Origin of the sequence: Sebaldella termitidis ATCC 33386, assembly GCF_000024405.1 — a bacterium.
Taxonomy (GTDB): Bacteria; Fusobacteriota; Fusobacteriia; order Fusobacteriales; family Leptotrichiaceae; genus Sebaldella; species Sebaldella termitidis.
Genome location: NC_013517.1, coordinates 1264850 through 1278127 on the forward strand (window position 1 = coordinate 1264850; position 13278 = coordinate 1278127).

12 protein-coding genes are annotated in these 13278 nt (G+C 34.4%); all 12 read left to right on the forward strand.

Annotated elements, in window-relative coordinates; genetic code table 11:
* The first annotated feature begins 153 nt into the window (after positions 1-153).
* On the forward strand, positions 154-687 hold the full coding sequence (gene infC, locus STERM_RS05735) for a translation initiation factor IF-3 (protein WP_012860625.1): 534 nt from the start codon (positions 154-156) through the stop codon (positions 685-687).
* 21 nt (positions 688-708) lie between these two features.
* Positions 709-915: a 50S ribosomal protein L35 gene (gene rpmI, locus STERM_RS05740; RefSeq protein ID WP_012860626.1), complete on the forward strand. Its 207-nt coding sequence runs from the start codon at positions 709-711 to the stop codon at positions 913-915.
* Positions 916-935: 20 nt separating this feature from the next.
* Complete coding sequence (gene rplT, locus STERM_RS05745) at positions 936-1280, forward strand: 50S ribosomal protein L20 (RefSeq protein WP_012860627.1); 345 nt, start codon at positions 936-938, stop codon at positions 1278-1280.
* A gap of 752 nt (positions 1281-2032) precedes the next feature.
* Complete coding sequence (locus STERM_RS05750; protein WP_012860628.1) at positions 2033-4756, forward strand: DNA translocase FtsK; 2724 nt, start codon at positions 2033-2035, stop codon at positions 4754-4756.
* Between the two features lie 30 nt (positions 4757-4786).
* A complete protein-coding gene (gene mreB / locus STERM_RS05755; RefSeq protein WP_012860629.1) occupies positions 4787-5833 on the forward strand; it encodes a rod shape-determining protein in 1047 nt (348 codons plus the stop codon).
* 327 nt (positions 5834-6160) lie between these two features.
* Positions 6161-6790, forward strand: coding sequence for an SMC-Scp complex subunit ScpB (gene scpB / locus STERM_RS05760; RefSeq protein ID WP_012860630.1), 630 nt, complete (start codon positions 6161-6163; stop codon positions 6788-6790).
* Positions 6777-7463, forward strand: a complete 687-nt coding sequence (locus STERM_RS05765; RefSeq protein ID WP_012860631.1) for a pseudouridine synthase — start codon at positions 6777-6779, stop codon at positions 7461-7463. The genes scpB and STERM_RS05765 overlap by 14 nt, the downstream gene beginning before the upstream one ends.
* Before the next feature lie 18 nt (positions 7464-7481).
* Positions 7482-8129 carry an MtnX-like HAD-IB family phosphatase gene (locus tag STERM_RS05770; RefSeq protein WP_012860632.1) on the forward strand — a complete coding sequence of 216 codons (648 nt, stop codon included), beginning with the start codon at positions 7482-7484 and terminating at the stop codon, positions 8127-8129.
* Positions 8116-8403 (forward strand): Asp-tRNA(Asn)/Glu-tRNA(Gln) amidotransferase subunit GatC, encoded by a 288-nt coding sequence (gene gatC, locus STERM_RS05775; RefSeq protein ID WP_012860633.1) that lies wholly within the window; start codon positions 8116-8118, stop codon positions 8401-8403. The genes STERM_RS05770 and gatC overlap by 14 nt, the downstream gene beginning before the upstream one ends.
* Before the next feature lie 10 nt (positions 8404-8413).
* Positions 8414-9853 (forward strand): Asp-tRNA(Asn)/Glu-tRNA(Gln) amidotransferase subunit GatA, encoded by a 1440-nt coding sequence (gene gatA, locus STERM_RS05780; protein WP_012860634.1) that lies wholly within the window; start codon positions 8414-8416, stop codon positions 9851-9853.
* Between the two features lie 8 nt (positions 9854-9861).
* The gene (gene gatB, locus STERM_RS05785) at positions 9862-11298 is read left to right on the forward strand and encodes an Asp-tRNA(Asn)/Glu-tRNA(Gln) amidotransferase subunit GatB (protein WP_012860635.1); all 1437 of its coding nucleotides are present in this window, start codon (positions 9862-9864) and stop codon (positions 11296-11298) included.
* 9 nt (positions 11299-11307) lie between these two features.
* Positions 11308-13278: a penicillin-binding protein gene (locus tag STERM_RS05790; protein WP_012860636.1), complete on the forward strand. Its 1971-nt coding sequence runs from the start codon at positions 11308-11310 to the stop codon at positions 13276-13278.

Here is a 13278-nt window from a genome sequence, read left to right on the forward strand (position 1 = left end):
TTTGTTTCTCACCTTGATGTCCGTGTATAGTTAATTATACATGCTGGAATATGTATTATTCTGAGATATCGGGGTAAATGATTATGTTTATCTTATTTTTATATGAGAGATAACAGGGTTTTCTATTACCCTGTTTTTATTATTTTTTAGGAGGTGTTCTATATATTTAAAGGAACTAATAAAGATACTACAAGAATGAACGAGGGAATAAGAGCAAGAGAAGTAAGGGTGGTATCTGATGATGGTGAACAATACGGAGTTTTGACGCTTAAAGAGGCTTTGGAAAAAGCACAGGAGGCAGGAATGGATCTAGTAGAGATATCTCCGAATGCCAATCCGCCAGTATGTAAAATAATGGATTATGGGAAATTTAAATATGAGAAAACAAAAAAAGATAAGGAAAACAAAAAGAAGCAAAAACAGGTTGTTACAAAAGAAATGAGAGTAAAACCTCATATTGATACTCATGATAGAGATACAAAAATTGCACAAATCGAAAAATTCCTTGAAAAAGAGTATAAAATAAAAATCAGTCTGAGATTAGCAGGAAGACAAAAGCTATATGCAGATCAGGGAATAAAAGTACTGGACGAACTGGCTGATCATTTTAAAGATAAAGCGATCATAGAAAAAAAATACGGGAAAGATCAAATACAGAAATTTGTTTTGCTTTCACCCAAAAAATAACAAATAAGGAGGAATGAAGCAATGCCTAAAATGAAAACTCATAAAGGTACAAAAAAGAGAGTAAAAGTTACGGGAACAGGAAAATTTATGTTAAGACATTCTGGAAAAAGTCATATACTGACTAAGAAAAGCAAAAAAAGAAAAAACAGACTGGGTAAAGATATAGAAGCACCTGTTGGAGGAAGCAGAAAAATAGCTAAGTTATTAGCAGGACAAGAAGGAAGATAAATCGATAAGGAGGGAATAAAATGCCAAGAGTAAAAACAGGAATAGTCAGAAAAAAAAGACATAAAAAGGTTTTAGCGGAAGCTAAAGGTTTTAGAGGGTCTAGCAGAACTAATTATAAAAAAGCAAATGAAGCTGTAAAGAAAGCAATGGCTTACGCTACAGAGCATAGAAAACTAAAGAAAAGAAAAATGAGAGAATTATGGATAATCAGAATAAATGCAGCTGCAAGATTAAACGGATTATCTTATTCTAAATTTATGAATGGTCTAAAAAAATCAGGAATCGAATTAGACAGAAAAGTTCTGGCTGATCTGGCTGTAAATAATGCAGGAGAATTTGCAAAATTAGTAGACCTGGTAAAATAATATAATATTTTAGGGATAATATATAAATAGGTACCTTGGCAATATTAGATATTTAAAGTCTAAGTTCGCCAAGGTATTTATATTTTACAGTCTTTCTTATGGCCTGTGTTTGGACTCCTGCCAAAAGAGCAGCATTTTAATAATAACTGAAAAAATAAAGAAAAATATGTTATAATTTGTTTTTATAAAAAAATATTATATGAATCTTTAAGGAAATGAATTAAAAATATATTTTTTATATATTGAAATTTAAATATTTATATATTGATTTTTTTTAATTTTTTTTATTAGAGTAAGAAGAGTACCTTGAATTTTTTATGTAAATACAGTCTGGATTTTTGTATCATGTGAAATATATTATTTATATGGTAAAAGCTATTAAAATAGTTAAAAATAATGTTCAAACATGATATAATGATTGTATTGTGCCGATATTGCATTTTGTATATGATTAACTGAATACTGCGGTTTAGCTGATATTTATAGGATTTGGCAGAAGCGGGCAGGCAAATTTACATAAAATAAAGCAGGGTGAAATACTTTTTTAATTAAGTTATATCTTTTTGATATATGCTTTATTTGAAAATAATCAAAAATTATGCATTTACACTGTACAAAAGAAAATATAAAAAAATACAGGTGTTTTATTTTTGAAAATTGGTAATTTTTATTGACGGGGAACGTAATTCAATAATTGTAAAAATACTATTTTTATGATAAAATAATTTGAAAATTTATTTAGGAGAAAAATAATGAATAATAGTAGAAGAAAGATGCTTCGGGGAACTATTTTTACTACTATCGGACTGATAGTCCTACTATTGCTTTTATATAAAAAAATATTAATATATAAAAATGACAAAATTGAAGAGAATGCACTTCTGTCAATTTTAAATTTATTTGAGATAACTTTTGGTAAAATGCTGCTGTTTGCAGTGTTTTCATTGATTTTTTTCGGATTGGTTAATATATACACAAGTAAATCAAAAGTAAAAGTAGATAAAGGAAAATTATATTCTTATATAATTTTATTCTTAAGCATGTCGCTGTATTTTACGCAAAAATATATTGCTGCAAAGCTTCCGGATAACTTTTTTGAATCGGGGAGAAAATTGCTTGAAATAGGTTTTAACGTTAACAGATATCCGAACAGCGGCGGTCTGATCGGGAGTTTTCTGGCTTTTCCGTTTTATAAAATAATTCATTTCGGAAGTATTTCTGTTATTCTGCTTATAATGATTGTTTTGTCGGTATTATTTCTTTTGAAAGATTTTATTGCTTTTGGAGTTATGCTGATCATAGCATTAATAAAATATTACAGAAGTGATGAATACAGGAAAAAGTCAAAGATATTAAAGGCAAAAAAAATTATAGAAAAAAAAGAACAGCAGAATATGCGTCTGGATAAAAGAGAAGAATTAAAAAATAAAATTATAAATGCAAGAAAAGAAAAGCTGAGTTTTGAGCTGTCAAGAAAACCTAAAGCAGAAACAGAAGACGGAGAAGAGCACTACAGCAACTCCGAGCTGGAAAGAAAGCAGAAGGAATGGCTTGATTATCTCGAAGAAATAAGAAGAGACAAAGAACGCAAGAAAAAAGCAGAAGCTTTCGGACTGACAAGGAAAACAGCACAGCCTCATGAAGAAAGCAGCAAAGCAAATATTGAAGAAGAAAAAGAGAATGTTTCTCCGATAAAAACAGTACATAGCTTTCATGAAGAATTTGAAATACAGAAGGAGCAGGATAAAATTCAGGAAATGCCGGGTTCTTCGGAAGAAATTATCCAAAATAATGACTTTTATAATGAGAGTCAGAGTATACAGGATCAGTTTATGGAAAATGAACTTATTGAAGAAGAGCTGAATGAAAGCATACTCATGAATGAATTGGATATTACGGAAATATCGGACAATGATATACATAATACACCTGCACCGGATCATACGGTGCAAGCACAGGAAACCAGACAAGACAGTGCAAATAAATATGAAAAAATGCGTATTCATTCTCTGGAAAAAGAGATGCCTCCTGTACAGAAGACTTTTTCTCCTGAGACACTTATTCAGAAAGAGACAAAGAATAATGAACAGACGGGCGGACAATACGAACAGGAAGAATTTCATAAAGTCTCCATTGATGATATATTTGTGCAAAGAGAGCCTGATGAAAATAAAAGAAGAGAAATGGAAAAAATTATTCAGGAAAATGTGGCTCATCTGGAATCAGTATTAAAAGAGTTCGGAATAGACGCACAGGTGGTGGACTATCAGAGAGGACCGACAATAACAAGGTATGAACTGGTAATACCGAAAGGTATAAGAGTAAATAAAGTTACAGCACTGGCAGACGATATAGCAATGAATATGTCTGCGGAAAGTATAAGAATAGAGGCACCGATACCGGGGAAAAATACAATAGGAATAGAAACACCCAATAAGGTAAAGGAGCCGGTTTATTTCTCAAATCTGATAAGAAACAAGGAGCTTAAGGATCCAAAAACCCTAAAAGTAATTTTGGGAAAAGATATAGTAGGCAGAGACAGAATAATAGATATAGCAAAAATGCCGCATCTGCTTATAGCCGGTCAGACCGGTTCGGGGAAAAGTGTGGCGGTAAACACAATGGTAGCTTCCCTGATTGCCAATAAATCGGCAAAAGATGTAAAATTCATAATGGTAGATCCTAAAATGGTAGAATTAATGCCTTTTAACGGAATACCTCATCTGCTTCTTCCGGTAATAATAGATCCTAAACAGGCTTCTATTGCGCTGAAGTGGGCAGTAAGCGAAATGGAGAACAGATACAGAACATTAATGGAAGTGGGAGTAAGGAATATACAGAGTTATAATGAGCTGGGCGGCATGGAAAAAATGCCATTCATAATTATAATAATAGATGAGCTTGCAGATCTGATGATGGTGGCTGCCGGAAGTGTGGAAGAGTCAATTGCAAGAATTGCACAGAAGGCAAGAGCAGTAGGAATACATCTAGTGGTAGCAACACAGAGACCGTCTACAGATGTAATAACAGGGATGATAAAGGCAAATCTGCCGAGCAGAATATCATTTGCGCTAAGGTCGCAGATAGATTCAAGGACAATTTTAGACAGTCCAGGAGCGGAAAAACTTCTCGGAAAAGGTGACATGCTTCTTTTGGAAAATGGTTCGTCAAAGCTGGAAAGGATACAGGGAGCATTTATTTCAGACGAGGAAGTGCATAAACTTACTACAGAGTTAAAAGCAAATTATAGAACTGACTATAATGAGGGAATATTGTTTGAAATGGAGAATGATATAGAAAAAGACGAATTATTTAATGAGGCAGTAGATGTAATAAGACAGGAGGGGAAAGCATCAATTTCTCTGATACAGAGAAAACTGAAAATAGGGTTTAACAGGGCATCCAGAATTTATGAACAGCTGATGGACTGTGGGGTAATTAATGAAGATAAACAGGTAATGATGGATGAAGAATAGAATATTACATTAAAATTCATGGAGGGAAAAATGTTTAAAATTAAAAAAGTAATGAGAAGTTTTGTAAAATCCGCATCTAAAGATGTAGGGATCGACCTTGGAACGGCAAATACAGTAGTATACGTAAGAAATGAAGGAATATTAATAGATGAACCAACATACATAGCAATAAATTTGAAAACAGAAAGTATAGAGAACATAGGGATAAAGGCAAAGGAAGTAATAGGGAGAACAGCTTCCCACACAAAAATCATAAGACCTCTGAAAAACGGAGTAATATCAAATTATGAAATTACAGAAAAAATGCTTGAAAGATTTTTGAATAAAATAAAAAAAGATAAATTCCAGAGTGCAAGGGTAATTATCTGCGTTCCAAGCGGAGTTACACAGGTGGAAAGAAGAGCTGTAATGGACGTGGTAAAGGATTCCGGAGCTAAAGAGGTGTATCTGGTGGAAGAGCCGGTGGCAGCAGCAATAGGAGCAGGTATAGATATTTTTGAGCCGAAGGGTCATATGATAATCGACATAGGCGGCGGAACTACAGAGCTTGCATTTATAGTATCGGGAGGAGTAGCTTACTCTACTTCCATAAAGGTGGCAGGAGACAGATTTAATGAAGATATCATAGATTTTATAAGACAGAAATATAACCTTCTTATAGGAGAAACAACAGCTGAAAAACTAAAGATAGATGCGAGCAATTCTTCAAGCGAAAAGGAGCTTTTTGAAATAAGAGGAAGAGAGCTGGTAACAGGGCTTCCAAAGAGTATGAAAGTACATGGTCATGATATAGATGAAGCTATTACCAGAGATATAGATACTATTATAGAAACTGTAAAGCTTGCCCTTGAAGGAATAGAGCCGGAAGTATCGGCAGATATCTATGAAACAGGAATATTTCTTTCAGGCGGCGGTGCAGCTATAAAGGAGCTCACAAGAAAGCTGGAGAAAGAATTCAATCTGACTGTAACAATAGCAGATGAGCCTATTTACGCAGTAATAAAAGGAATTGCAATAATACTTGAAAACTTTGCTATGTATAAGAATGTTATTATTTCATCACATTCAGAATATTAATAGCCTGCATTCAGCATAAAAAAAAATTTTTAATGCCGAATTACTTGAATATTGCAGATTCGGATTTTATGTTTTCAAATTCTGTTTTAAACATTCTTATTATTAAAATATTAATGCTTTTAAAACGGCAGACAGCTGATAATGTCAAAGCATTTGTGCCCTGCAGGCTTATTTGGCCGGGATATGAATAAGATAAGGCACTAATACTTTGCCGGAACTGAAAGTACATTTTAAACAGCTGAAATTGTCAGGAAATTTATTTTCTGCGGCATATTTTGAACATAGGATCCGGTATTAGAGCATAAAATTTTTCAGGAGGAAAGAGATATGCTTGATTTAAAAAATAAAATAGAAGCACTGATTTTTCTTTCAAAAGAACCTTTGTCAATAGATGAACTAACCAAATATTTTAAACTTGAGAAACAGCAAATAGAGGAAGCGGTTGATGAGCTTAAGGAAGATAAAAAAAATACAGGGATAAACCTGAAAACAGATAAGGAAATACTGAGTTTTGTTACTAATCCTTCCTGCGGTGAAGAGATAAAGAATTTTTTTCATCCTGAGATGAAAATAAAAAAATTATCAAAATCAACTATGGAAACATTGGCAATAATAGCATATAAGGGACCTATTACCAAAGGAGAGATAGAGGTCATCAGGGGAGTGAGCGCCGAGAAAGCTATCAGTAATCTTTTGGAAAAAAATCTTATATATATTTCGGGAAAGAAAAAGTCTATAGGAACCCCAAATATATATAATGTAACTGAGGATTTTTACAGTTATCTGAATATAGATAAGGAAGAAAATCTTCCCGGTTACGAAGAGTTCAGGAAAATAAACCTGTTAACTCAAAAAAGTGCGGTAAGCGAAGACGAGCCTGAGGTTCCTGAGGTAATAACAAACAGTAATCAGAATAATATATTAAAAGAAAACGAGGAAAATAATGAGATTAAATAAATATATAGCCGAAAGCGGTTTTTGTTCAAGAAGAAAGGCAGATGAGCTGATATCTCAAAACAGGGTAACAATAAATAAAGATACAGCTAAGCTGGGAATGGAAGTACGTGACGGCGATATAGTAAGGATAGACGGAGAGAAAATAAAGGTGGATACAGACTACGAATATTATCTTCTGTATAAGCCTAAAAAAGTAATATGCACTAATTCTGACAATTTTGCCAGAAGACTTGCAGTAGATTTTATCAGATCCAAAAAAAGACTTTTTACATATGGAAGACTGGATTATATGACAGAGGGAATTATCCTGGTAAGCAATGACGGAGATACTTATAACAAGGTTATGCATCCCAGAAAAAAGCTTTTCAAGACTTATATAGCGAAACTGGACAAGCCTATTGAAGATAAAGACCTTGCCAGACTTGAAAAGGGAATACTTATAGACGGTCAGAAAACAGCTCCTGCAAAGATAAAGAAAACAGATGATGCAGAAGTAAAGGTTTCTATATTTGAAGGAAGAAACAGACAAATAAGAAAGATGTTCGAAAATCTTCACTATAATGTAAAAGAACTGAAAAGAGTAACAATAGGGGAATTTAAAATCGGGAATCTTAAACCCGGGGAATATAGAAAGCTCACTGAGGATGAGATAGAATACATAAAAAATTTATAATATCAGGTGATAAAGAAAATGACAAGTATTTTTTTAGTGGACTTCGATAAAACGATATCCTTTAATGACAGTACAGATGTAATAATGCGAAAGCATAATCCCGAGTTTTTGAAAAAAGTAAGGGAAAGATACAGAAATAAACAGGTGGGAATAATGGGATTCATGAAATCCTGTCTGGAATCTCTGGAATTATCCGAGGAAGAATATGTAAAATCCCTTGAGGATGTGAGAATAGACAGAACATTCAAAAAATTTCTGGAAAGCGGTCTTGATTTTAGAATAGTAAGTGCAGGGACAAGAACCAATGTAACCGGGTCACTTCTAAAGGAAGATATATTCGTGGATGAAGATCTGATTATATCAAATGAGTTAAAATTCAAGGACGGAAAAATAAAAATGGAATTTCCTTATGTAGATGAAGAGAGATATTTTGGACTGGACAAAAGATCTCTTGTTTTGGATTATAAAAACAACGGGAAAAAGGTAATTTTCGTAGGCGACGGACCGTCGGATTACGAAGCGGTAAAAGTAGCAGACTGTGTTTTTGCCAGAACTTCATCAAGACTGGTAGAGCACTGTAATGAAAATAATATAGAATTTAGAGAATTTACGGATTTCGAAGATTTAATAAGGCAGTATAAGGAGGAACATTGTGGAATTAAGTAAAGAAGATGTAATAAAAATAGCAATATTATCAAAGCTTGAGTTTAATGATGACGAGATAGAAAACTTCAGAAGCGATTTAAGCGAGATATTAAATTATATGAACGAACTGAATGAACTGGACACTGAAGGAATAAGTCCTTTGTTTAACGTCTTGGATTTGGATGATGTGACAAGAAAAGACGAGGTAAGAGATAGCTTAAAACAGGAAGAAGTATTGAAAAATGCTCCTGATAAAGATGAAAATTTTATAATAGTACCAAAAATTATAGGTTAGGTGAGATTATATGAAACTACATGAATTATCAGCAGTAGAGCTGTCGGAAAAAATAAAAAATTCTGATATTACTTCTGAGGAAGTGACTAAGATATTCTTAGACAGAATTAATTCAATAGATGAAAAAACAGGGGCTTTTGTCAGCGTAAACAGCGAAAAAGCACTTAAAGAAGCAAGAGAATACGGGGAAAAAGAAAACAGCAGTCCTTTGCATGGTGTTCCTATAGCAATAAAGGATAATATTTTATCTATAGGTGATTTGACAACATCAGCATCAAAAATTTTAGATAACTACATTGGAATTTATGATTCTACTGTTGTTAAAAAAATAAAGGAAAGCTGCATGCCGATATTGGGAAAGACTAATATGGATGAGTTCGCAATGGGGTCGTCAAATGAAAATTCCGGAATAAAACCGGTTTCCAATGTATGGGATACTGACAGAGTTCCCGGAGGAAGCAGCGGAGGGTCTGCAACAGCAGTGGCAGCAGGAGAAGCACCTGTGGCGCTGGGAACAGATACAGGAGGAAGCGTAAGACAGCCTGCGGCATTATCAGGAGTAGTAGGAATAAAGCCTACTTACGGAAGAGTATCAAGATATGGATTAATGGCTTTCGGCTCTTCTCTTGATCAGATCGGGGTTTTTTCCAAAACTGTAAGAGATGCAGCTGAAACATTGAAAATAATAGCAGGTTATGATGAAATGGACTCTACTTCTGCAGATGTACCGGTAGATAATTATACTGAATATCTTAACGGAGATATAAAAGGTCTGAAAATAGGAATACCAAAGGAGTATTTTGCAGAAAGTCTTGACAGTGAAATAAAAAAAGTTATAGATAATTCGATAAACATGCTTAAGGAGCAGGGTGCAGAGATCAGGGAAATATCACTGCCTCATACAAAATATGCTGTTCCGACATATTATATAATAGCCTGTGCAGAAGCGGCCTCGAATCTTGCAAGATATGACGGGGTAAGATACGGCTACAGAGGAGATAACAGCAGCATAGAAGATATGTATGTGAAATCAAGAACACAGGGCCTTGGTAAAGAGGTAAAAAGAAGAATAATGCTTGGAAATTATGTATTAAGCAGCGGGTTTTACGATGCTTATTATAAGAAAGCTTCACAGGTAAGAAGACTTATAAAAAATGATTTTGATAAGGCACTGGAAGAAGTAGATGTAATACTTACACCTACATCGCCTGTACTTCCGTTTAAAAAAGGCGAAAAAATGGAGGATCCTGTACAGATGTATCTTGCAGATATATATACAGTATCTATAAATCTTGCCGGACTTCCGGGAATATCGGTTCCTGCAGGTTTTGTAGACGGACTTCCCGTGGGACTGCAAATAATAGGAAAGTTTTTTGATGAAGCTACACTATTCAGAGTATCTGATAAATTTGAAAAAATAAGAGGAAAAATAACATATCCTGAGCTATAGGAGGAAAAATGAGCAAAGAATACGAAACGGTAATAGGTCTGGAAGTACACTGCCAGCTGAAAACGAAAACAAAAGTATGGTGCGGGTGCGATGCAGACTATGATCATAAAGATCCGAATACATCAACTTGTCCGGTGTGTACAGGACAGCCCGGAGCACTTCCGAAACTAAATGATAAGGTACTGGATTATGCAATAAAAGCTGCACTGGCACTAAACTGCGAAATAAATCCAAACAGTCAGTTTGACAGAAAGAATTATTTTTATCCCGATTCTCCGAAAAATTATCAAATTACACAATATTTTAAACCATATGCGGAAAACGGGTATCTGAACATAAAAACAAACAGCGGTAAAGAAGCAAGGGTAGGAATCGAAAGAATACAAATAGAAGAAGATACAGCAAAAAATATACATACAGACAGCGAATCCCTTTTGAATTTTAACAGAGCATCTATTCCACTGATTGAAATTATTTCAAAGCCTGAAATAAAAAATCAGGAAGAGGCATATGCATATCTGACTACACTGAGAGAAAGACTGAAATATACAAAAATCAGTGATGTAAGTATGGAGCTGGGGTCACTAAGATGTGATGCCAATGTATCTGTAAGGGTAAAAGGAGACACTGAGCTGGGAACAAGAACAGAAACTAAAAACCTGAACTCTTTCAAAGCAGTGGTAAGAGCAATAGAGTATGAAACAGCGAGACAGATAGAAATAATCGAAAACGGAGGAAGAATCGTACAGGAAACAAGGCTGTGGGATGAAGAAAACGGAATAACAAGACCAATGAGAAGCAAGGAAGAATCTATGGATTACAGATATTTTCCGGAACCTGATCTTCCAAGAGTTCATATTTCAGAAAACAGACTTGCGGCAGTGGAAAAAGAGATGCCTGAGTTTTCTGAGGATAAAGTGGTAAGATTCATAGCTGAATACAAAATTCCCGAATATGATGCAGGAATTCTTTCGGGAGAAATCGAGCTGGCCGATTATTATGAAAAGGTAACAAAGACCTCGGGAGATGCCAAGCTTTCTTCAAATTGGGTTTTGACAGAAGTATTGAGAATACTTAAAGAAAAAAATATATCAATAGAAGAATTCTCGGTTTCACCGGAAAATCTGGGAAAATTAATAGTTTTGATAAAAAATAACACAATCAGTTCTAAAATAGCAAAGGAAATATTCGAAGTTCTTCTCACAGAAGACAGAGATCCGGGAGAAATAGTAAAAGAAAAAGGTCTTGTTCAGATAACAGACAATAATGAGATAGAAAAAATAGTAGATACAGTTTTAGGTGAAAATGCACAGTCCATAGAAGATTATAAAGCCGGAAAGGATAAAGCAATGGGATTTCTGGTAGGACAGGCAATGAAATTATCAAAAGGGAAGGCTAATCCAAAAATAGTAACAGATATTATTTTGTCAAAAATCTCTGATTAAGGTGAATATATGAAAAGAAAATATAGCTTTAAAGGCAGATTCATAATAGTATGCATGTTCTTTTTCTTTAGTTTTTTGTTTCTGCTGCTGATATTATTTAAAATTCAGGTAATGGAAGGGCGCCGATGGTCTGAGGTAGGATACAGACAATACTACAGTGAGGTAATTACAAAAGCCAAAAGGGGAAGCATTATAACAACAGACGGTCAGGATATAGCATATGATGTGGAAGCATATCAGATTATTCTAGATCCTACTTTAATAAAGGCAGAAAACATAGATAAAGTATCAAGTATAATTTCATCAGAAGTAAAAGCAATAAAGTTTGAAACTTTGAAAAAAGAAATTAATGACAAAAAAAGACTGAGCAGAAAGTATCTGAAAGTAGGAGAGCCTATTGATTATAATATGAAAAACAGGATGAACAGCGAGCTTGCCAAAGAATCAGGGCTGAAATTCGGAGTTTTCTTTGAAACAATATATAAAAGAAAAGATCCCGGAAAAGAACTGTATGGTCCTGTAATTGGTTTTTTGAATTCTGAAGGAAAGGGTGTATATGGTCTTGAAAAGTACTATGAGGATACTCTTGAAGGGACAAACGGAGTAATAGCTACTTACAGAGCAACATACAGAGATTTTGAGCTTCCTACTGCCAAGAGAAGGGCAGAAAAGAAATACGCCGAAGACGGAAAGAACCTTGTGCTTACAATTGATTCTGTATTACAGTATACATTAGATGAGGAATTAAAAAAGGCCTATCTGGAATTTGATGCCAAGACTGCAACAGGTATAATAATGGAAAGCGATACCGGTAAGATTATAGCAATGTCTTCTTATCCGAAAGCAAAGGATAATTCCGAAATAAAGAATAACAATATATCGGATTTGTTCGAGCCGGGTTCTATTTTTAAGCCGCTTATAGTGGCTGAAGGTCTTCAGGAGGGTGTAATAAATAAAAATTCCATAATAAATTCATCAGGACAGATTCAGGTAAAGGACAGAATAATAAAAGATCATGATGCCTCTACAATAGGGGACCTGACTCTTGAAAAGATAATCTCGCTTTCAGGAAATGTGGCGATGGTAAAAATTGCCGAAAGAATAAAGGATGAAACATTTTACGAATATCTGAAAAAATTCGGACTGGACAGCAAAACAGGAATAGACCTTTACTCGGAAACAGCTATAAGAGTTCAGCCGCCGAGCAAATGGGACGGCGTAAAAAAGGCAAATATGTCTTTCGGACAGGGAATATCAATGACACAGATTCAGATAATAACTGCACTTAATACTATAGTAAATGACGGGAAAAGAGTAAGACCATATGTAGTGGATAAAATTATAGATGAAAACGGAAAAGTACTTGAGCTGACAAAGCCTGTAGTGGAAGAAGTAGTTTTTTCCCCTGATGTGGCAAGAGAAGTAAGAAGAATCATGGAAAGTGTTGTAGATAAAGGAACAGGGAGAGGAACAAGAATAGAAGGATATAAAATAGGAGGAAAAACAGGAACAGCACAAAAAGCCGGAAGCAGAGGCTATGCCGGCGGAGGTTATGTATCTTCGTTTTTCGCTTTTTTTCCTGTGGATAATCCCAAATATACTATTCTTGTAACAATAGATGAACCTAAAGGACAGTATTACGGTGCACAGGTTGCGCTTCCTACAGTTAAGGCAATGATAGAGAAAATTATAAAATATAAAGGTATTAAGCCAAACGGCGAAGAAAATATAATAGTAAATCTTAATGTAGGTAATGACAATAAAACAAAACCGCAAAATCATCAGGATTTGGAAAATTCTCTATTAAGCGGAGTTATGCCTGATTTTACAGGTTTGAGTCTGAGAGAAGTACTTATGATACTTCCTGCCGATATGTATCCTAATTATAAGGTCAGCGGCAGCGGAAGGGTAAAGTCGCAGTCACCTGCAAAGGGAAGCAAAATAGACGGTAAAACAAAAATAGTTATTAATTTGGAATGA